23 protein-coding genes are annotated in these 21,840 nt (G+C 42.3%); all 23 read right to left on the reverse strand.

Annotated elements, in window-relative coordinates:
- Positions 1–28: 28 nt before the first annotated feature.
- Entirely contained in the window at positions 29–451 is a 423-nt protein-coding gene (fliL, locus tag NST31_RS01460) for a flagellar basal body-associated protein FliL (protein ID WP_077111719.1), read from the reverse strand.
- Positions 444–659: a flagellar FlbD family protein gene (locus NST31_RS01465; protein WP_077111720.1), complete on the reverse strand. Its 216-nt coding sequence runs from the start codon at positions 657–659 to the stop codon at positions 444–446. The genes fliL and NST31_RS01465 overlap by 8 nt, the downstream gene beginning before the upstream one ends.
- A gap of 47 nt (positions 660–706) precedes the next feature.
- The gene (gene flgG / locus NST31_RS01470; protein ID WP_077111721.1) at positions 707–1,501 is read right to left on the reverse strand and encodes a flagellar basal body rod protein FlgG; all 795 of its coding nucleotides are present in this window, start codon (positions 1,499–1,501) and stop codon (positions 707–709) included.
- A gap of 81 nt (positions 1,502–1,582) precedes the next feature.
- On the reverse strand, positions 1,583–1,975 hold the full coding sequence (locus NST31_RS01475; protein WP_077111722.1) for a TIGR02530 family flagellar biosynthesis protein: 393 nt from the start codon (positions 1,973–1,975) through the stop codon (positions 1,583–1,585).
- 16 nt (positions 1,976–1,991) lie between these two features.
- On the reverse strand, positions 1,992–2,627 hold the full coding sequence (flgD, locus tag NST31_RS01480) for a flagellar hook assembly protein FlgD (RefSeq protein ID WP_077111723.1): 636 nt from the start codon (positions 2,625–2,627) through the stop codon (positions 1,992–1,994).
- A gap of 8 nt (positions 2,628–2,635) precedes the next feature.
- Positions 2,636–3,994, reverse strand: coding sequence for a flagellar hook-length control protein FliK (locus NST31_RS01485; RefSeq protein ID WP_077111724.1), 1,359 nt, complete (start codon positions 3,992–3,994; stop codon positions 2,636–2,638).
- 5 nt (positions 3,995–3,999) lie between these two features.
- The gene (locus NST31_RS01490) at positions 4,000–4,614 is read right to left on the reverse strand and encodes a hypothetical protein (RefSeq protein ID WP_339163485.1); all 615 of its coding nucleotides are present in this window, start codon (positions 4,612–4,614) and stop codon (positions 4,000–4,002) included.
- Between the two features lie 8 nt (positions 4,615–4,622).
- Positions 4,623–5,069, reverse strand: coding sequence for a flagellar export protein FliJ (fliJ, locus tag NST31_RS01495; RefSeq protein WP_077111726.1), 447 nt, complete (start codon positions 5,067–5,069; stop codon positions 4,623–4,625).
- Positions 5,066–6,394, reverse strand: coding sequence for a flagellar protein export ATPase FliI (gene fliI / locus NST31_RS01500; protein WP_339163488.1), 1,329 nt, complete (start codon positions 6,392–6,394; stop codon positions 5,066–5,068). Before fliI ends, fliJ begins: the two co-directional genes overlap by 4 nt.
- Complete coding sequence (gene fliH / locus NST31_RS01505) at positions 6,391–7,137, reverse strand: flagellar assembly protein FliH (protein ID WP_339163490.1); 747 nt, start codon at positions 7,135–7,137, stop codon at positions 6,391–6,393. Before fliH ends, fliI begins: the two co-directional genes overlap by 4 nt.
- A complete protein-coding gene (gene fliG / locus NST31_RS01510; protein ID WP_077111729.1) occupies positions 7,130–8,140 on the reverse strand; it encodes a flagellar motor switch protein FliG in 1,011 nt (336 codons plus the stop codon). The genes fliH and fliG overlap by 8 nt, the downstream gene beginning before the upstream one ends.
- 5 nt (positions 8,141–8,145) lie before the next feature.
- The gene (gene fliF, locus NST31_RS01515) at positions 8,146–9,744 is read right to left on the reverse strand and encodes a flagellar basal-body MS-ring/collar protein FliF (protein WP_077111730.1); all 1,599 of its coding nucleotides are present in this window, start codon (positions 9,742–9,744) and stop codon (positions 8,146–8,148) included.
- An 18-nt stretch (positions 9,745–9,762) separates the two neighbouring features.
- Entirely contained in the window at positions 9,763–10,068 is a 306-nt protein-coding gene (fliE, locus tag NST31_RS01520) for a flagellar hook-basal body complex protein FliE (protein ID WP_077111731.1), read from the reverse strand.
- Positions 10,069–10,084: 16 nt separating this feature from the next.
- Complete coding sequence (flgC, locus tag NST31_RS01525; RefSeq protein ID WP_077111732.1) at positions 10,085–10,537, reverse strand: flagellar basal body rod protein FlgC; 453 nt, start codon at positions 10,535–10,537, stop codon at positions 10,085–10,087.
- Position 10,538: 1 nt separating this feature from the next.
- Complete coding sequence (gene flgB, locus NST31_RS01530) at positions 10,539–10,928, reverse strand: flagellar basal body rod protein FlgB (protein WP_077111733.1); 390 nt, start codon at positions 10,926–10,928, stop codon at positions 10,539–10,541.
- 1,460 nt (positions 10,929–12,388) lie between these two features.
- Positions 12,389–13,168 (reverse strand): GTP-sensing pleiotropic transcriptional regulator CodY, encoded by a 780-nt coding sequence (gene codY / locus NST31_RS01535; protein WP_077111734.1) that lies wholly within the window; start codon positions 13,166–13,168, stop codon positions 12,389–12,391.
- Between the two features lie 44 nt (positions 13,169–13,212).
- Positions 13,213–14,622, reverse strand: coding sequence for an HslU--HslV peptidase ATPase subunit (gene hslU, locus NST31_RS01540; protein ID WP_339165455.1), 1,410 nt, complete (start codon positions 14,620–14,622; stop codon positions 13,213–13,215).
- Between the two features lie 56 nt (positions 14,623–14,678).
- Complete coding sequence (gene hslV, locus NST31_RS01545) at positions 14,679–15,221, reverse strand: ATP-dependent protease subunit HslV (RefSeq protein ID WP_077111735.1); 543 nt, start codon at positions 15,219–15,221, stop codon at positions 14,679–14,681.
- 22 nt (positions 15,222–15,243) lie between these two features.
- Positions 15,244–16,137, reverse strand: coding sequence for a tyrosine recombinase XerC (xerC, locus tag NST31_RS01550; RefSeq protein ID WP_339163495.1), 894 nt, complete (start codon positions 16,135–16,137; stop codon positions 15,244–15,246).
- 35 nt (positions 16,138–16,172) lie between these two features.
- Positions 16,173–17,492, reverse strand: coding sequence for an FADH(2)-oxidizing methylenetetrahydrofolate--tRNA-(uracil(54)-C(5))-methyltransferase TrmFO (trmFO, locus tag NST31_RS01555; RefSeq protein WP_077111737.1), 1,320 nt, complete (start codon positions 17,490–17,492; stop codon positions 16,173–16,175).
- Between the two features lie 158 nt (positions 17,493–17,650).
- Positions 17,651–19,726: a type I DNA topoisomerase gene (gene topA, locus NST31_RS01560; RefSeq protein ID WP_077111738.1), complete on the reverse strand. Its 2,076-nt coding sequence runs from the start codon at positions 19,724–19,726 to the stop codon at positions 17,651–17,653.
- A gap of 177 nt (positions 19,727–19,903) precedes the next feature.
- Positions 19,904–20,776, reverse strand: a complete 873-nt coding sequence (gene dprA / locus NST31_RS01565) for a DNA-processing protein DprA (RefSeq protein ID WP_077111739.1) — start codon at positions 20,774–20,776, stop codon at positions 19,904–19,906.
- 101 nt (positions 20,777–20,877) lie between these two features.
- Complete coding sequence (sucD, locus tag NST31_RS01570) at positions 20,878–21,783, reverse strand: succinate--CoA ligase subunit alpha (protein ID WP_339163499.1); 906 nt, start codon at positions 21,781–21,783, stop codon at positions 20,878–20,880.
- Positions 21,784–21,840: the final 57 nt, after the last annotated feature.

Here is a 21,840-nt window from a genome sequence, read left to right on the forward strand (position 1 = left end):
CCTCCAATGATACAATTTGAATATTTATTCATGAAACAATATAGGAGGTGATATATACTTTTTTTATTTCACCATTTTGTAACAGTTCGCCTATTTTGACTTCCATCATTTCTTCTAACTTCCTTTTCCCTTCTTTTCCCTCTAAATCTCCCGACTTCATGTCTGCAAGTTCAGACAGAATGATACTCCGAATTTGAAAATCACGCTTTTCAAGCTCTTGTTTCGCTTCTTCCCCGTCCGTTTCCACTGTCAAAGACAGCTTAATATAGCGGCCATCCTGCAAGTTCGTCGTAATGTCATTTACATGAACTGATGCTTCTAACACTTCGTCAATGGAAGGCTCTTTATCTTTCGATTTTCCACTGTTGTCATTTATCAACAAATAAGCTGTTCCGCCAAGAAGCACAACGATAAATATAATAAGCAAAATATTGATAATTCGTTTACCCATCAGCATGGCCCCCCTGTTTCTGGCCAAAAAGTTGAATTGATTGATAAAAATCAAGCATTCTTTCCCTGACCAAAATTTCAGATTCCGAAACAACATACTTATGCCCATTCGTCAAAGTAATGGTCGTATCAGGAAAAGTTTCAATTTTTTCTATGTACAATGCATTCAAATAAAAAGACTTTCCGTTTAATTTCGTCACCTGAATCAATAATCATCCAGGACCGGAGTGTGACCGGTCCTGTCCCCTCCTTTTAGTTAACGTTTTAAGTTGACAAGTTCCTGAAGTATCTCATCGGATGTGGTAATGATTCTTGAATTGGACTGGAAGCCGCGTTGTGCAATGATCATTTCTGTGAATTCTTCTGAAAGATCAACGTTTGACATTTCCAACCTTCCGCTTAAAAGCTTCCCTGCCCCGTTTTCCAGAGGCTGCCCATGCGCGGGAGGCCCGGACGCTTCAGTCGGAATGTAAAAGCTTTCCCCTGATTTTTCCAGCCCACCATTATTAGGGAACCTGGCTACTCCGATCACCCCGGCAGTACCAGGTGTTCCATTACGCATAAATGAGACTGTTCCATCATCTGCGATGCTTATGTTTGAAACTTGATTAATATCATTAATGACAATCGGATCCCCATTACTTTGCAATACTAGGGCACCAGTAGATGTAACAAGGGTGCCGGATTGATCAAAACCAAGATTTCCAACCCGTGTGTATTTAATGTCATTTCCGACCTGGGCAATCAAATAGCCGTCTCCTTGAATGGCGACATCCAGCATTCTATCAGTCATTTGCGGGCTTCCTTGCGTATCGATCGTTTCAATCGCGGAAATCTGCGAGCCCAGCCCCACTTGTTTAGGATTGACTCCTCCACGATTATTCCCCCCGCCGCTGGCACCGGAGATCGTCTGGCTTACCATGTCCTGAAAGGTGATACGCCCTTTTTTAAATCCGTGTGTGTTGACATTCGCGATGTTGTTTCCTATTACATCCAGCTTAGTTTGAAAGTTTTTCATTCCACTTATTCCTGCATACATTGATCGCAGCATATTTTTTTCCTCCTTTAATCAACCGCTTCAGTCATTCCGCGGTTACGGCTCCCTATTCAGGTCCAGCCGTTTGCAAAATGTCTATTCCATAATGATGGTTCCATCAATATTTGTGAAAATATGGCTCGCCGCTTCTTTTCGGTCCAACAATGTTATAACGGTATGATTCTTCGTACTGATCAGAAGGGCCGCCTCTTTCAGCAGCACAAGCGGTTCATTTACGCCTTTTGCCTGTGCCTTATGTATTTTTTCTTCTATTTGGCCCCACTTGTTGGGACTTATATGGATATTCCTTTGCTCCATCCTCAACCTGGCATGTTTGCTTAATGTCAGCTTGTTCGATTGTTGAATCGTTTCGTTTAGCTGTTGCGCAAATGAATGTTTATTTTGCACGGTTGCATGTTTCGCTTCGTTTGCCGGCTGGCGGATTACATTCACTTTTCCGCTGTAGGGATGAATAAAATGATTGTTCATGGATCTTTTATCCTTTTTACAAAATTTTCGTAATCTGATTGAAATCAACGACAGTCTGATCTTCAAGCAGAAGCGATAGTACACCGTTTTTAACAGATACGGATTGTACAGTTCCGGATTGTTCATTTTGTTCATCGTCCATCCATGACACTGTTTTTCCAATGAGATGGCTCGCCTCAAGCAATGGATTTCCAGCCGGAGCAGGCATTAATTCAGAGATGTTCGCCGGTGTCAGTTCTGTACCGTCTTCAAGAATGATCCGTACCGTATCCCCAAGAAACTGGACAGATGCTACAACTCCCTTGCCTTCAGTAATGATCGGCTCTCCCGTCTCACTATCTTGACCATCAACCCTATGCCAAGTCACTTCTTTCCCGACAAACTCGGTAAAAGAAAGCAAAGAGGACTGTGAAAAACCATCTTGCCACATTTCCAAGGTCTTATTAATATTTGTCAACTGCTCTAATGACGAGAAAGTGGCCATTTGCGCAATAAAATCTTTATCTTCCATCGGATTCAGAGGGTCTTGATTTTGTAACTGTGTTAGTAAAATCTTTAAAAACGCATCCTGCCCTAAAGTGTTTTGACCCTCACTTTTCTTTTGAAATGGATTTTCCGGTACAGAATAGTCGTTGTTGATCGCGTTTGTCACAATTTCACCTACACTTCCGTCTCAAATATGGCATCATTTAGTACAATGGAAAAATGTTGTTCATTCTTTTCCTTCTTTTCTTTCTGTGTTTGTTCGCTGTGTTGTTCTTCTTGCTGCTCCTTTTGCCCTTGCTTGCCGTCAAAGTACGGGTGCTTTTCGATGTTTGGCTGATGTGTTACATCCACTTTTTCAATTTGAATGTTGTGGTTTACCAAGCCATGCTTCAGTTGCTGTAAATTCGAATCAAGCAGTTTTTTGGCCATTTGCGTAGATGCGATAATACGGGCAACCATTTCCCCTTCTTTTTGGAATAACTCGACTCTCAGCATCCCCAGATGTTCTGGATAAAGGCGAATCGTCAATTGTTTTGTTTGATGAATATTGGAAAAATGAGCGTTCCGTAAAACGGAAACTAATTTCCTTACAAGTGCTCTCCCCTCTGGTTCTTGAACACCGTCATCAAGTAAGCGGGACAAGTATTGCTTTGTATGAGCTTCTGTCAAACCCATATTGAAAGGACTGTCGCGGTCAATCGAAATTCTTGGTGCTGCGTGTTCCTGATAAGCTTGGCGTCCGAATATAAGCCCCAAGTTCAATTGTTGCTCCCTGCTCACTTGATTGTTCACTGGTTGCAACGATCTTGACTTCGCCAATTGTACAATAGGAGACTCTTTATGTTTCTCAGTTGAGTCCGCTACTTTCGGCCATTCGTTTTCCGGTTGAACAGCCCTGAGAGATTCAGGCCGCTCTGGAACAGTCTTAGTCGGCTCCGGAACAGTCTTAGTCAGCTCTGAAACAATTTCAGACCGCTCTGGAGCAGGTCGCGTTTTAAATTCGTCAAAGCGCAAGTATTTCTGAGCTTCTGGGGTTCCCAAGATTGATGTCAACTTTTCTCCCAACTGATGCAGTTGTTGAATAGTGTTGTGCTCATGCTCAACCGGCGATTCAGCAACAAGGGAAATGAACTCCTCCAGTTTCTTTAATAAATCAAGCGGATTCGTGACTTCTGTGTTCTCCAGTTCCAAAAGAACTTGTTTCATATTTTCCAATAATTGCGGGTCTATATGTTCCAGCTCCTGCTCTATTTCTTTCGAAAGCAAGGGAACCAAATGCTGAATGTCCTTGATCAACTTTTGGAGTACCGAACCATCTTCCTCAGAAAGCAAAGAAGCAAAGTTTTGAACATCCTGCGTTAATTTTTGCGACTGTGAATCACCTTCTTCAGAAAGCAAAGACGGGTCATCACCATTCAAATTTTTTATCAGTCCTCCAAGCACCTGATGAAATAAAGTGCCTTGATCCACATTTGCCTGGCCCGTTTCGGACGTTACTTTATTGGGCATCATTTCTAACAGCTGCAGCCGCACTGCACTCACCTCCTTTCATTGGCCTCCGTTGATAATTTCTGGGAGAAGGCAGCCGCTCTATCCGGAGGCATTTTCTCCAATATCCTCGCCAATGATTCGGTCGATAAATTAGAAAGTATGTTTAATGATTCCTCTTCTTTCATTTCCAGGATAATCAGTGCAGCTTTTTTGGGCGCCATCGTTTCATAGACCGCTTTTATCTCTTTTATGTCAGGCTTAGCTTCCTTATTGTTTTCTGGATTCCCTTCTGCGTCTTCTTCAATGGAACTCTCCAATCTTTCCTGTTCCAAAAGCAACTTGTCCGCTTCCGCTTCTTTTTCTTCCAATTTTTTTTGAAGGCGTTCAAGTTGAGTGTTTTTGTCTTGTATTTCTCCTTCCAGATCCACAATTCTTTTTTGATACTCTTCAATGCTCAATGTGCTGCTATCTGTAAAAGCCGAAAGAATCGGTACTTTGCTCATTGATTTTTTCGCCTTTTCAAAGACGTTTATACCAGCAATGGATGCAATGACAAGAATGAGGAGCAATATGACTAAAAGCGGAACCGCCACCCATAATATAAACTTCTTAAATACTCCCTTTTTCTCGTTTTGTTCCATATCTTTCAAGGATTTATCCACTTCACCACCTAATTTCCCTTTCGATGACTATATTGAATAGCTGCCAATTCATCCATTTGAGTGTTTTCATGACGCTGAATGAATTGTAAGAAAGACTCTTCGTTTTTTTCTTTTAAACGCTCATATTTCTTACATTCAATATCCCTTTCCAGAAGTTCATCTTTCAGAGATTGCATCTGTTCCCTCGCTTGAATGACTTCCAATTGCCAATGATCAATCGTCTCAGTCATACTTTGCAAAAATTGTTGATACTGCCTAATACCGTTTACTGTAAACCCTTTTTGTAGTTCGTTTGACTGGACTTGTTCAAGGTTCTCTTTTTTCCTTAGAAACTCATACAATGTGGTGGCCGCTTTTTCAAATTGATGAACTGCATTTTGATACGACACATATGCTTCATCTTTTTCTCTTTCTTTTATCTCTAATAAGTTTTGAAATCGATATTCAAACTTCATTTAAACTCACCTGTTTCTACTAAATGAATCAATGACCTGATACATTCTTCACTGGATATCCGTTCATTTGTTTCCTGCTGCAAAAACTTCATAATAGCGGGATAATATTGTATGGCTTCATCAATTTCTGCAGAGCTTCCTTTTTTATAGGCGCCTATATTGATTAAGTCTTCATTATTCATATAAGTACCTAATACATTGCGAATTTTTTCTGCAGCTTTTTTGTGTTCCGGTGTAACCAGGTGATTCATTAGCCGGCTGATACTATTCAATACATTGATCGCTGGATAATGGCCTTTTTGGGCCATTGCCCTGTCTAACACAACATGCCCATCCAATATACCTCTTACTGTATCAGCAACCGGTTCATTCAAATCGTCTCCATCGACAAGAACTGTATAAAAGGCAGTAATGGACCCCTTTTCGCTTGTCCCTGTCCGCTCCATAAGCCTGGGAAGTAACGCAAAAACAGAAGGTGTGTAGCCTTTTGTTGTTGGAGGTTCGCCAACAGCCAAGCCAATTTCTCTTTGGCTCATTGCCACTCTCGTTACCGAATCCATTAATAACGTTACATTGCAACCCTTATCCCGAAAGTATTCAGCAATGGCCGTTGCGGTAAAAGCGCCTCTAATTCTCATTAAGGCAGGTTGGTCGGATGTTGCGGCAACGATAATTGATTTCTTCAATCCCTCAGGACCTAAATCACGTTCAATGAATTCTTTCACTTCTCTTCCCCGTTCACCAATTAAGGCAATGACATTTACATCTGCATGAATATTTCGGGCAATCATGCCAAGAAGCGTACTCTTCCCAACGCCGCTTCCCGCAAATATGCCGAGACGCTGTCCATGACCCACAGTAAGCAAACTGTCAATCACTCTAATTCCAACTTCCAATTTGTTGGATATGGATGGCCTTGTTAATGGTGGGGGCGGATTTCTTTCTATCGGTACCGAAGGCATGCCTTGGGGAACCAATGATCCATCCATCGGAACCCCCAAGGGATCGACAACTTTTCCAACCAATTCATTCCCCACATGTATCTTAAGAGGCTTGTTGGTTGATTCAACAAGACTGCCCGGTGCTACTTCCATTAAATTGGAATACGGCATGAGAATTAATTTTCTCCCTTGAAAACCAACTACTTCTGCCATCACAGTACGAACCTTGCCTGTTCTGCCGGAAACGTGAATAAGACATACGTCGCCAATTGAACTTTCTGGCCCATGTGATTCGATCATTAACCCGACAACTTTCGTCACTTTTCCATATCGTTTAAACGTATTAATATTACGGATATGCGGAATTAAGTCTTTCGCCTTCATTTTTTTTCATCAGCGGAAAGTATTTCCGTTAGCTTTTCTTTTAACTCTGACAGTTGGCTGTCGATACCTGCTTCTATTCTGATATTTTCCGATTCTATAATGCAGCCATGTTCGTCCATTTCTTCAGATGGGTATATAAACATTTTGACATCAGTGGAACTTGCGGCGGCAAGCTCTTTAGACGCTTCCATCATGAAAGGATATTGGCAAGGATGGACATATAAAGAGATTTCCGGTTCGTTTCTCAACTCTTTTAATACGTTTTTCACGATACCAATATATTGTTCCGGATGATTCGAAACTTCGGATTGCAAAATGGCTTGCGCACTCTCGATAGCGAGTTCAAGTATGGTATACTCGGCCTCTTCGATGTATGCACGGCATTCGTTTTTTGCATGTTCAATGACGCCCTGGGCTTGCATAATCAATTGCTTGTATTCTTTTTTACCTGCTTCTCTCCCGGCTTCCAATCCTTTTTGATAAGCTTCATTCCATGCTTCCTCTTGCAATCTCTTTTTTTCGGCATCCCATGATTGGCGTTCTTCTTCAATGTCCATTTTTAATTTGTCGGCAGCATCGTTAGCATCAGCTAAAATCTTTTTTGCTTTATGTTCTGCTTCAATAATAAATTCTATCGTTTTATTTTCGGTGTCCTCTTCATAAGGTTGTACTTTTTCTATAATTTTTGGCTTTATTGTGGCAGACGTAAGGTGTTCGGAATTCAGTTTGATGAGCTTAGACAAGTATATCGTCTCCTCCTCCTCGCGCCAGTACGATTTCTCCGGTTTCTTCCAAACGGCGAATAATCGAAACAATCGTTGATTGCGCTTCTTCAACATCACTTAATCTGACTGGTCCCATGAGCTCCATCTCTTCTTGAAGCGTCATAGCCATCCGTGATGACATGTTCTTGTAGACCATTTCTTTGACTTCATCGCTTGCCACCTTAAGCGCCAACATCAGATCTTCATTTTCACACTCTCTTATGACTCTCTGAATAGAGCGGTCATCGAGTGTGACGATATCTTCAAACACAAACATCCGCTTTTTAATTTCTTCCGCCAATTTGGGATCTTGAACGCCAAGCGCATCAAGAATGGTTTTCTCGGCTGCACGCCCAACACCTTGAAGGACCTCCACCACAGTATTAATTCCCCCGCTTTGTGAATAATCGTTGGTTACAGTGGCAGAAAGCTTTCTTTCGAGTATCGACTCAACTTCCTTAATGACATCCGGAGATGTTCTATCCATTACCGCGATCCTTCTGGCGATATCAGCCTGCGTATCATTGGGCAATTCCGAAAGAATTTGACCTGCTTTCTCCGGATCCAGATAGGACAATACCAAAGCAATGGTTTGCGGATGCTCATTTTGTATAAAGTTTAAAATTTGGCTTGGATCGGCCTTTCTTGCAAAATCAAAAGGCCTAACTTGCATGGTGGATTGCAATCGATTGATGATTTGGCTGGCTTCTTCTTCGCCGAGCGCTTTTTCGAGCACTGCTTTTGCATAGTCAACGCCGCCTTGAGATATGTACTTCTGGTCGATTGCAATTTCGTGAAATTCTTGAATAACCTCGTCAATTTGTTCCGAGTTAACATTTCTAACCCCAGTAATCTCCATCGTTAATGCTTCAATTTCTTCTTCTGACAAATGCTTATATACTTTAGAGGCACTTTCAGGACCCAATGAAATAAGAAGCACGGCAGCTTTTTGCCTGGCTGTTAGTTCTTGATCTTTTCTCATATGCGTCATGCCTCCTCATCGTCAGCCAGCCACGTGCGAAGCAGCTCCGCAAATTGTTCGGGCTTTTCTTGCGCAAATACTTCCAGCTGTTTACGGTGTTCAAATGGTTCCAGTTCGGCTTTCATATCCGTGTCTGCGTTAGTGTCTTCCGGTTGTTCCACAACTTCCACTTCTTCGGCTTCTTCCCTTGATTTAGAAGATCGAATCCATAAAAATATCAAAGTTGCTATGATGGCCACAAGTAGTCCAAATATGATATATGCCCACCAAGGCAGTAGGCTTCCTTTGGCTTCCTCATCCATGGCTGTTTTTCCATTAAACGGCTGCACAGATACGACAACCTTGTTTTCAATCTCTTCATCCGTTACTTCCACATCCGGATCTTTGTCAATTGAAGTCCTGACAACAGTAGAGAGGATATCACGAATATCGTCGACTCGCTCTTCCGGAAAAGAGTTTTCATCTTCCGGGTCTGGCGGCTCGACCATCACTTGTATCCCCAAATCCCGTATTTTATAAGGACTTTCGACGATTTCCTTGCGGACTTTGTTTACTTCATAATTAATCGTCTCTTCGGACTTCTCATATTCCCCGTTATTTCCAGCACCTTCAACGTATTGATTGGCGCCGGCGTCTGCTGGATCACTTGCTTGAGGCACTCCGCCAGGAACACCCTCTTCTCCTGTATAAGCTTCATTTATTCTTTGGGCGCTAATGGCAATTCCGCGCATATTTTCTTCGTCTACAGGTGTAACCAAGTTCTCCTCCCTGTTTTCTTGGGAAAAGTCAATATCGGCTGTAACAAGAGTGACCACTTTGTCAAATCCCGTTAACGTGCCAAGCATTTGTTGAACTTGTCTTTGAATATTCTTTTCAATTTTATCCTTGATTTTCATTTGCTGATCTAATCTGTTATCAGCAAGGCCGCTTTCTTCCAAGTCGTAATACTCCAAATATTGGTTTCTTATCACAATATTCTCAGTTGGAAGATTGGGCACGCTTTTTGATACAAGATGATATAAAGACCGTATTTGCTTTTCAGTAAATTCGTGACCGGGTTGAGTTTGAAGGACAATGGAAGCAGTTGCTTTTTCATCTCCTTCTTTTACGAAAACGCTTTTCTCAGGTATGTTGATCATCACTTTTGCTTCATCAACACCCTCGACGCTAGCTATCATTTCCGACAGCTCATTTTGCATTGCATCCAATTTAATGACATTAAATTCATTGTCTGTCATCCCAAAACTTGCATTGTCGCTAAAGAAAGAATAATCGATATTACCCGACTTCGGAATTCCTTCCGCTGCTAACTCAACCATTAATGACTCAGCCTGTCCCTCTGGCACCTTTATTGTTGTTCCATCGTCTGTGATTTCCGACTTAATTCCTTTGGAATCCAGGTTTTCCTTGATTGAGCCGGTTTCGGCGGCCTTTAAGTTTGTATACAAGGGAACCATTGACGGCCGATTGAATATGTAAGTTAAGCCCACAACCAATAACAGGCCAATAACGAGCAATGAGATAAACAGTATTTTTTGCTTCTTAGATCGCTCCACCCAAAAGTTTTTTATGTATTGTAGTTGCTTTTCCAGTTTCTCCCTCATCGAATATCCCCTTAAATATTACACTTGCATCCTCATGATTTCTTGATATGCTTCTACTGCTTTGTTTCTGATTTCCAATGCCGCTTGCATGGAAACGGATGCTTTTTGTGATGCGATCATTACTTCATGCAATTCTATCTTTTCTCCCGCAGCCAACTTTTTTGTCGCCACATCAGATTCTAGCTGAAGATTATTTACCTCATTTAAAGCTTTTTTCAAATAAGTGCCAAATCCGTTTTCCTGACCGGCCCCCTGCATTGCTTTGCTTGTTTGATTGCCAGGGTTCGAGTTTACTAATTGTGAATTTAGTAGCTGTACTTCCATTCAGTGTCATTCTCCTCTATTTTCCAATTTCTAGAGCTTTCATTAACATTCCTTTTGTCGCATTGAGAACAGTTACATTTGCTTCATAGGATCGGGTGGTACCGACCAGGTCCACCATTTCTTTCAGGGGGTCAACATTTGGATAGTACACATACCCATCTTCGTCTGCATCCGGGTGAACCGGATCAAATACTGCACGGTAGGGCGTTTGATCTTCAATGATACGTGACACCTTTACGCCATTGTGCATTTTTTCATTACTTTTTGAACTGACAGCTTTGTTGAAAATGGATGAAAAGGATGTGTCCTGCGGCTGCATCACTACCATCTTGCGCCTGTAAGGCTGCCATTGGCCATCTACCATTCTGCCGCGCGTCGTATCTACATTCGCCATATTCGACGAGATTGTGTCCATCCTTAGACGTTGGGCAGTGAGAGCCGAGGAGGAAATATTTAACGAATGAAACATTTTATCTACCTCCTTTTATAACATTTTTTAGTGAATTGAATTTTCCATTCAATCTGTCTGATATTGCATTAAAGTAAATTTGGTTTGCCGCAAGATCCGACATTTCTTTATCTATGTCCACGCTATTTCCATCATGGCGATATTGGACACGTACATTATCAATGCCGGTGGTCGGGTGCAAATCAGACTTCAATGTAAAATGTCGTGGATCTGTCCTATGACTTTTCATGTTTGCAACAGAGTTATCCAATGCCTTTTTAAAACTTACTCGTTTCCCCTTGTAGTTCGGTGTATCCGCGTTTGCAATATTCTGGGATGACACCTCATGCTTAATAGTGGAATACTTCAGTGAAGCCTCTAGGGTCGGGAAGATTCCAGAGAATAATGTCATACAAAACACCATCCATTTTTTTCATGTTTCTCCTAAACTTACTACTATTGTAATCTGAATGTCATATTACGTCTATAGATGTCGATACTTTTTTGCGGGTTTAAGGGGTAAAAAGGTGAAAAATGGTACTTTAGTTCTATGAAAATGAGATTGTTTTGTGACATTTTATTGCAAAAATGTATTAAAAATTACATCAAAACGTAAAGTGAAAACAATTGATATGATTTTCATTTTTTTATGAAAAAGAGTAAGAAATCCATATGTTATCGAGAAATACAGGTCAAATTTCAAAAAGTCGACCTTTTTAGTCATACCAGTATTTTGACTTATGACCAACAGCCTATACTTGCCTTTAGCACCTGTCGCCCGAACACTTTCAGACCTTCAAAATGCTGTATTTTTCCTTTTTATGGCATTTTTTACATCTAAACCGCTTCTTCTGCGACGTCGGTGGTACTAGGACTTTTTATATGTTAGAGCCAGCACTAGCGTTCATTCATTTCCATGTTTTTTCCCTTCCGTTTTTTCAAGTTTTTTCTTAGGGTAAAATACCATTTGCTCTACGGCTGAAAACCTTGCTGGCACTCAGCAAAATTCGACAACTTTCCTGTTTTTATGACAACAAGGTCTTTTTTTATCTTGTTGGGGAGCTGTAAAATAACCCTTTGACCTTGATATAAGCAAAGAGAAAGAGCATGTTTAGATACATCTTTTTCAAAACATGCTCTTACAATGTGAATGGATGGTACTAACTGTAGAGTGACATTTATGTTTTTATCTCAGCGTCACGATGTTATTCTTTCTGGATATTACGGTGAGCATCTTCCAAATCCATCCGTTCGACTTTTATGATATATTCCTCTTGCGAAATTTCTTCAGACTTCTTTATGGAACAGCATTCATGCAAAAAACTGCAATGATAACCGACTCGGCAGCAAATCCCGTTTCCTCCATTATAACAGCAAGATCCCTTTCGCTTCACGCACCACCATGTGGCAGACCATGCGACATTCCTTCATGTTTTTAGGATATCATGACGGGTTGGTCAAATAATAGAACATATGCAATATCTTCTTATGATCGATCCAAGCCATTCTCATGGGAATATGGAGATCATATCATTAAACCAATCTAGACCATGATCGAATCACTTTTTTAAAACACGCACCCATCTTATCGAGGTCGAAACAAAGCGCTTTTCCTTCGTACTGTGATATGGGACGAAGTCAGCGCCCGCTTCGCCTGCACTGGAACGGAAATGTCCAATTCAGCTGCTGACACGTCTGTGTCGCTTTTCATACACTAGGACATCCAGTTCAGCGGCTTGTCCATCCGGCGTTGGCCCCGTGCATCACTTGTATACTTCAATGTGCTGTTTTAGCGAATCTGGGCATTTCATATACATGTCGCTTCCATATCATACTAACATAAAAAACGCCGGGAAAATCCCGGCGCTGATATTAGTTTGATTTTAATTTGTCCAATTCTACGAGGAATTTTGAGTTCAATACTTTAATGTATGTTCCTTTCATTCCAAGCGAGCGGGATTCGATTACTCCCGCGCTTTCCAGCTTTCTCAATGCGTTGACAATGACAGACCGGGTAATACCAACACGGTCGGCAATTTTGGATGCGACAAGCAATCCTTCCGTACCATTGAGTTCCTCAAAAATATGTTCAATCGCCTCTAATTCACTGTAAGACAATGAACTGATGGCCATTTGAACAACGGCTTTGCTGCGGGCCTCTTCTTCAATTTCCTCGGCTTTTTCACGAAGGATTTCCATTCCTACAACTGTCGCGCCGTATTCTGCTAAAATCAGATCATCGTTGTCGAACTCCTGATCCAATCTGGCCAAGATCAGTGTGCCCAAGCGCTCACCACCACCATTGATCGGAACAATCGTTGTTAAACCCGTCGCAAATAAATCTTTGCTTTCTTCAGGAAATGCCGTGTATGGGCTGTTTACATCAAGGTTTGATGAAGTTTCTGTAATGTTAAACAGATTTTTCGTGTAATCTTCGGGAAATTGGCGATCCTCAAGCATTTTTTTCATTCTGTCATTTTCAATTTGTTGGCGGATTGCATAACCAAGCACCTTTCCCCGCCGGCTTAATACATATACATTTGTATCGATAACATCACATAATGTTTCGGCCATTTCCTTAAAGTTGACTGGTTTTCCGGCTGCTTTTTGAAGCATTGCGTTAATTGTTCTTGTTCTTGATAATAGTTCCATTGTTTCTCCTCCTAACGGTTAATTAGACTCTACTTCCAACAATATTAAAGAATAAATTGGCTTAAATCTTTGTCTTCCGAGATTACTGCGAGTTTTTGGTCAACATACTGCGGTGTGATTTCCACTTTTTCAAGCGTAATATCTGGTGCTTCAAATGATAAATCTTCCAATAATTTTTCCATGATTGTATGGAGGCGCCTGGCACCAATGTTATCCGTATTTTGATTCACCTCAAAAGCAATTTCCGCAAGCCTGTTAATAGCATCGTCTGAAAATTCTATTTGTATACCTTCCGTTTCCAATAATGCCGTATATTGCTTAATTAATGCATTATCGGGTTCGGTTAAAATTTTGACGAAATCATTTACGGTCAATTTTTCAAGTTCCACCCTGATTGGAAAGCGCCCTTGAAGTTCTGGAATTAAATCAGACGGCTTTGCCATATGAAATGCGCCCGCAGCTATAAACAAAATATAATCCGTTTTGACGGGGCCATATTTTGTTATGACCGTGGAGCCTTCCACGATTGGTAAAATATCCCTCTGAACACCTTCCCTTGATACGTCTGCAGATGAAGATTGATTTCCTCTGCTGGCAATTTTGTCAATTTCATCAATAAAGATGATGCCTGTTTGCTCCGCTCTTTGGATAGCTGTTTGCGTAACTTCATCCATATCAATCAATTTTTGGGCTTCATCGTTTGTTAAAACAATTCGTGCATCTTTTACGGGAAGTTTCCTTTTTTTCATGCGTTTAGGCATGAGGTTGCTTAATGCATCCTGCATATTCATTCCCATTTGCTCCATGCCCGAACCTTGGAAAAGATCAAACATAGATGGTTGCTGTTCCTCAACTTCCACTTGGACGATTTCATTTTCGAGTTCTCCGTCCGCAAGCTTTTGCGCAATGATCCTCCGCTTCTCACGGATGCTCATTTCTTCCTGCTCATTAGCAGAATCGGTCGTCTCGCCTTGTTGCGCTCCCCCAAAGATCATTTCGAAGGGATTTTTAAAACCCTCCGCTTTTTTCTTGTCGGGGACAAGAAGTTTTACGAGTCGTTTGTTCGCCTGCTCTTCCGCACGTTCCTTCACATCCAGCATTTTTTCTTCTTTTACGATCCGGATGGACGTTTCCATGAGGTCGCGAATCATCGACTCAACATCTCTGCCGACATAGCCTACTTCTGTAAATTTGGTTGCTTCCACTTTTACAAAAGGCGCTCCCGTCATTTTAGCCAGTCTGCGGGCAATCTCGGTTTTACCGACACCCGTAGGGCCTATCATCAAAATGTTTTTGGGGACAATTTCATCCCGTAGATCTTCTTGTAAAAGTCCTCGCCGATAGCGATTCCTCAACGCAACAGCAACAGCACGCTTCGCTTCTTTTTGCCCAATGATATATTGATCAAGCCGCTCAACAATCTGTCTTGGAGTTAAGTCATTCCCTTTATTCAAAATTGGCAAATTAGTCCCTCCTTACATACAGTACCGCATTGAGCAGCCGACATGTGTTACAATTCTTCGACAATTATTTGTCGATTTGTGTAGACACAAATATCGGCTGCAATTTCCAATGCCGCCTTTGCCATTTCTTTAGCTGATAAATGTTCGCCAGCATAATGTTTCAGGGCCCTGCCAGCGGCAAGCGCATAGTTTCCCCCGGAACCGATGGCCAGAATCCCGTCATCCGGTTCAATCACTTCGCCTGTTCCGGATATGAGGAGCAAGTTGTCTTTGTCCATCACAATTAACATCGCTTCAAGCTTGCGCAATATTTTATCACTGCGCCATTCTTTGGCAAGCTCCACCGCAGACCGTTGAAGGTTGCCATTGAATTCTTCGAGTTTTCCTTCAAATTTTTCAAAAAGCGTAAATGCATCTGCAACAGATCCGGCAAACCCGGCGAGAACTTTTCCATGAAATAATGTACGTACTTTGCGGGCAGTATGTTTCATGACGACGGCATTACCAAAAGTTACCTGCCCATCACCTGCCATCGCACACTTGCCATTATGATGAACGGCAAAAATCGTCGTTGCATGAAATTGATCCATCGGAATCTCTCCTTCTACCCCGCTACGCTCTCGGGTGAAAATTCATGTATGTTTTTCGCAAATGTTCTTTCGTTACATGTGTATACACTTGAGTGGACGATAAATGCGAGTGGCCTAAAAGCTCCTGCACTGTTCTCATATCGGCGCCATTATTCAGCAAGTGTGTCGCAAAACTATGACGGATCATATGCGGATGCAATTTCCCATTCAATGACGCCTTTTTCATTAATTCGGTTAATATATAACGGATTCCCCTTGGAGTCAGCGGTCCACCCCGCGCATTGACAAACAGTCTGTTGTGGGCAGAGGGCTGTTTTACCAGTTCGTTTCTTCCTTTTTCAATATATATCAGCAATGCCTCCCTGGCAAAATCGCCAAAAGGAATGTAGCGTTCTTTTCTTCCCTTTCCCTTCACCAGGACTGTAGAAAAGTCGAAGTCAATGTCTTTGTCTTCAATTTCCGCACATTCACTTACCCTGATGCCCGTAGCGTACATCAGCTCCAATAGCGCCCGATTTCTTTTTCCTAATGGGGTGGAAACATCACAGGCGAGAAAAAGCTGCTCCATTTCTTCTTCATAGAGAAAGCTGGGAAGCTTGACCCCGAGTTTTGGTTGAATAACCAACAGAAAGGGATTTTCAGATACCAGTTTTTCTCTCAAACAGTATTTGAAAAAGCTTCGTAAACTTGAAATTTTCCTGGCTGCGCTCGTTCTGGCATATTTCTTTTCATATAAAGTGGTCACATATAAGCGCGCATCTAGGTATTCAACTTCTTTAAACGACCCGATTCCGTTCTCTTTCATAAAATGGATGAATTCGTCAATATCTTTTTTATAAAACTGAATTGTATAAGAGGAATGGCTTTTCTCAATTTGCATATACTCTAAAAATGATTGTACCGCTTTATGCACCATATGTAATCCCTCTTTCGGAAGCCTTCTAAATATTATCACAATTCATTTATCGGCGCAACTTCCATAAAGTTTTGAATGGTAGCTAATGCTCTTTGCGCATATTGTTCGATTCGCTGCTTTTTGTTCCTTACTTTTTGTGGGAGTTCGGGAAAAAGCCCGAAGTTTACATTCATTGGCTGAAAGCTTTTCGCTCCTGTTGTTGTGATATAGTTGGCCAAACTTCCGATGGCCGTTTCCTTCGGAAAGACAAGCGGTTCTTTTCCACTGGATAGCATGGCGGCATTGATTCCTGCAACAAGCCCGCTCGCTGCCGATTCGACATAGCCCTCCACTCCTGTCATTTGTCCGGCAAAGAATACTGTTTCTTTTTCCTTAAACTGATAGGTGTTTTTAAGCACCTTGGGCGAATTAATAAACGTATTTCGGTGCATGACGCCATAACGGACAATTTCAACCTTCTCCAAGCCGGGAATCAGTTGGATGACTTCCTTTTGGGGTCCCCATTTCATATGGGTCTGAAATCCCACCATATTGTATAGCGTTCCTGCTGCATCATCTTGTCGAAGTTGGACAACGGCATAAGGTGTTTTTCCAGTACGTGGATCTTCCAAACCTACCGGCTTCAGCGGTCCAAACAACATCGTCTTTTTGCCCCTTTTGGCCATGACTTCGATCGGCATACAGCCTTCAAAGAACATTTCTTTTTCAAATTCTTTCAATGGGACGGTTTCCGCTTCGATTAACGCTTCATAAAAGCGATCGAATTCCTCCTCATTCATGGGGCAGTTCAAGTATGCTGCTTCTCCTTTGTCGTATCGTGACTTTAAGTAAACTTTATCCATGTCAATGCTGTCTTTTTCCACAATGGGCGCGGCGGCATCGTAAAAATATAAATATTCTTCTCCGGTCAGTTGTTTTAATTTTTCAGAAAGGCCCGGGCTCGTCAATGGTCCCGTTGCGATAATGGTAAGCCCTGTAGGTATTTCTGTTATTTCTTCGTTATAAACCGTTATGAGCGGGTGGTTACGAATCTTCTCGGTTACATAACCGGCAAATTCATGACGGTCGACGGCCAAAGCGCCTCCGGCAGGTACGGAAGCCGAGTCGGCCGCTTCAATGATAAGCGAGTCGAGGATTCTCATCTCTTCTTTCAGTACACCGACTGCGTTCGTTAAGGAGTTGGCCCTTAGAGAATTGGAACAGACCAATTCGGCAAATTTATCCGTATGGTGTGCAGGTGTCTGTTTTGCAGGTCTCATCTCGTATAAATGAACGGGGACGCCCCTTTTCGCCAACTGCCAGGCAGCTTCACTGCCAGCGAGCCCTGCCCCGACTATATTAACAGATTGCGTCATCTATTTACCTCCTGATAATGATCAATCATTCACAAACTCCACTATTTCCACATCCCTATTGCATTTTACCCTAAATAATTCAGAAATAACAACAATGAGCTTATGGATCGTGCATTTTTTACATTCATAGAAAAAAGCGAGCCAGTGCTCGCTTCACATTACTCTTGCGGTTGTTCTTTATAGGTACAATTTGAACATTGCACCTGTTTGCCTTTTTTCAATTTTTTCTCTACAAGCAAGCCTTCACATTTAGGACAAGGTCTTTCAAGCGGCTTATCCCAAGACAAGAAATCACACTCCGGATAGCGGTCACAGCCAAAAAATATTCTTTTTTTCTTGCTTTTTCTTTCAACAATACTGCCTTTATGGCATTTCGGGCATTGAACACCAATATGTTTTACAATCGGCTTTGTGTTTCTGCAATCCGGGAAGTTACTGCAAGCCATGAATTTTCCGTACCGGCCCATTTTTATGACCATCGGATTGCCGCATTTTTCACAATCCTCGCCTGCGTATTCATCTTTGATTTCTACTTCCTTCATTTCCTCTTCTGCTTTTTTCAGGTTTTTCTCAAAGCCTTTATAAAAGTCATCAATCAGTTTTACCCAGACAAGCTGGCCTTCTTCAATTTCATCCAAATTGGATTCCATTTTTGCCGTAAATTCCACATCCAAAATTTCCGGAAAAAACTCCATAATCAGCTCCAAAACAATTTCACCGAGTTCTGTCGGTACAAAACGGCGGTTGTCAAGAGCGACATAGCCGCGTTTTTGGATCGTGTCCAATGTAGGCGCATAAGTGGATGGCCTTCCGATTCCAAGCTCTTCAAGTGCTTTGACAAGCCTTGCTTCCGTATACCGTGGAGGTGGCTGCGTAAAATGCTGTTTCGGATCAAGTTTCTCAGCTTTTACATGCTCTCCTTCGGAAAAAGCCGGCAGGACATTTTCCTTTTCCTCAAGCTGATCATCGGTGCCTTCTACATAAACCTTCATGAAGCCCGGGAATTTGATCTGTGAGCCGGTTGCGCGAAATATGACTTCTCCATTTTTTAAATCGACTGCCACCGTGTCCATGACAGCCGGAGCCATTTGACTCGCTACAAATCTTTCCCAGATCAATTTATACAATCTAAGCTGATCCCGGCTCAAATAGGCCTTTACCGAGTTCGGTTCCCTCATCGTACTTGTCGGCCTGATCGCTTCATGGGCGTCTTGGGTGTTGACAGCCTTTTTCTCTTTCCGGCCGCCGGTTCCTTTATATTCTTGCCCGTAGCTGGCCGTAATGTATTCCGCCGCTTCGTTTTTGGCCAGATCTGAAATTCTCGTGGAATCTGTTCTCATATACGTAATCAGTCCGACTGTGCCTTCTTTTCCTAAGTCAATTCCTTCGTATAGTTGCTGGGCCAGCATCATCGTCTTTTTGGCCCGAAAGTTCAGCTTTCTCGCGGCTTCCTGTTGCAGTGAAGAAGTCGTAAACGGTTTTGCCGGATTCCGTCTTCTTTCTTTTTTAGTGACGGTATCTACTATAAATTGATCGCCTTTGACTTTTCCCAATATGTTTTTGACGTCCTCTTCGGACGTCAGTTTTACTTTCTTGCCGCCAACTCCGTAAAAAGCTGCTTGAAAAGGGTCCTTTCCTTTTTTAAAACTGCCTTCAATGGACCAGTACTCTTCAGGCACGAAATTTTTAATTTCATTTTCCCTGTCGATGATCAGTCTGACTGCCACTGATTGCACCCTTCCGGCGCTCAATCCCTTTTTCACTTTTTTCCAAAGAAGCGGGCTGATATTGTACCCTACCAGTCTGTCCAGAACCCGTCTTGCCTGTTGTGCGTCCACCAGGTCCATGTTGATGGGACGGGGATGTTTAAACGATTCTTTAATGGCATCTTTCGTAATTTCGTTAAAAATAACCCGGCAATTGGAAGTGATGTCAACATCCAAGCTGTGGGCGAGATGCCAGGCAATCGCTTCTCCCTCCCTGTCTGGGTCAGCTGCAAGATAAACCTTTTTCGCTTTTTTTGCCGCAGTCCTTAATTCTTTTAAAATGGGGCCTTTCCCACGGATGGTAATATACTTTGGTTCGTAATTATGTTCGATGTCTACACCCATTTGGCTTTTCGGCAAATCGCGGACATGCCCCATGGATGCTTTCACTTTATATTTTTTTCCTAAATATCGTTCAATGGTTTTCGCCTTTGCAGGCGATTCCACAATAACCAAATAATCGGACATACAAAAATCCTCCCTAGAGGTGTAGTTACTGAAATCAGAATAAATCTTATACATGTATTATTCTTTTGTCAATGAAATAAATAGAACAGGCGAAAGGTGACAGCCTGTTCAAAGCTTCTTTTGATGAATCTATCCCACTTTTGGCCAAAATGCAAGTTTTATTGTTTTACAAAATCCTCAAAACAGGAGTTCTTCTAAAATGTCTTCCCCGGATGATACGAGTTTGGCCCCTTGTTTAATCAGTCTATTCGTCCCTTCTGACAAAGGACTGTCGATGGGCCCGGGAACCGCAAAAACTTCTCTGCCTTCATCTAGAGCAAAGTCTGCTGTAATCAGAGAACCGCTCTTTATGTTCGCTTGAATTATAACGGTTCCTTTGGCAAGACCGCTGATAATTCTGTTGCGCATCGGGAAAAACCACTTTTTCGGCTTCCAGATGGGGGGATATTCGGACAAGAGCAAATGATGTTTACTCATCTCTTCCGCAAGAGTTTTGTTTTCAGGCGGGTAAAGGTGAAAAAAACCGCCTCCCAACACCCCGATTGTTTTTCCACCCATCATCATTGTCTGTTGATGGGCTATGCTGTCGGTTCCTCTTGCCAATCCGCTAATGATGATGAATCCTTTTTGAAGAAGCGGAGGAAGCAGCAATCGGATCGACCTTTTGGCATAATCGTCCGCCTTTCGGGCCCCCACAATCGCTAATGAAGGCCTTTTCAAAAGAGCGGTGTCTCCTCTGGCAAACAGAACGAGCGGCGGATCATAAACTTCCTTCAATTGTTCAGGATATTCTTCGTCACGGTAAGTGATAACGGCAATGTTGTTCGAATGGTATAAAGAAAGAAGTTTGTTCATGTCCATTGTATAAAATTGCTCCGAAAATCGCTTCTTGGAAGAAGGGTCTAAATGGAGTAAAGATTGAAGTGTTGAGAAGGAAATCGAATAGAGTTGTGATAAATCGGGGTCCAATTCCAGCAAGTGTCTAATGGAGCCATTCGGTAATTGACAATGGAGAAGATGTAACAATCTTTCCTTAAAAATGAATACCATCTCCTTTATAACAGCCCCTCAAAATGAGGGGCCATTTTTGAAAAACTGGGGGAAAAGCCTTCAACATGATGGTAACGGGCCAATCCCTTTTTCGTTCGTTTTTAAGCATGCGTTTTGCATTTTTCGTACAGCCCTTTTTCCTTAAGGACGCCGATCAATGTTTCACCAATAACAGCTGGTGTTTCCGCTACTTTTATGCCGCATTCATTCATGACGCGGATTTTTTCATCAGCGGTTCCTTTTCCTCCGGAAATGATGGCTCCCGCATGACCCATCCGCTTTCCTGGAGGTGCTGTACGACCGCCAATAAATCCGACAACCGGCTTTGTCATGTTTTCTTTTACCCAGCGGGCCGCGTCTTCTTCAGCTGTTCCACCGATTTCCCCGATCATGATGACCGCCTCTGTTTCCGGGTCTTCATTGAATGCGGTTAAAACATCGATAAAGTCGGTGCCGTTAACAGGGTCTCCGCCAATTCCGACCGCAGTGGATTGGCCGACTCCCGCTTGGGAAAGCTGATGTACGGCTTCGTATGTCAATGTTCCCGAGCGGGAGACGACGCCTACGTGGCCTTTTTTATGAATATAGCCAGGCATAATGCCGATTTTACATTCTTCCGGAGTAATGACTCCCGGGCAGTTCGGGCCGACAAGGCGTGTTTTCTTGCCTTCCATAGCTCTTTTTACTTTTACCATATCAAGAACCGGAATATGTTCTGTAATGCAGATGACCAAGTCAAGCTCGGCATCGACAGCTTCCAAAATGGCGTCTGCCGCAAATGGAGCAGGAACATAAATGACGGAAGCATTTGCACCAGTTGCTTTTACAGCATCTTCGACTGTGTTAAAGACCGGAACTCCTTCGACCTCTTGACCGCCTTTGCCAGGTGTTACTCCCCCGACAATTTTTGTTCCATATTCAAGCATTTGTTTTGTGTGAAATAATGCGGTTGAACCGGTAATTCCCTGTACGATCACTTTTGTATCTTTATTTATATAAACACTCATGATTTTTTAACCTTCCTTTCAGTTTTGTACAGCCGAAAAGAAAAACAAATCGTGTAC

The organism is Siminovitchia sp. FSL W7-1587, from assembly GCF_037963795.1.
In the GTDB taxonomy this organism is placed as follows: domain Bacteria; phylum Bacillota; class Bacilli; order Bacillales; family Bacillaceae_C; genus Siminovitchia; species Siminovitchia thermophila.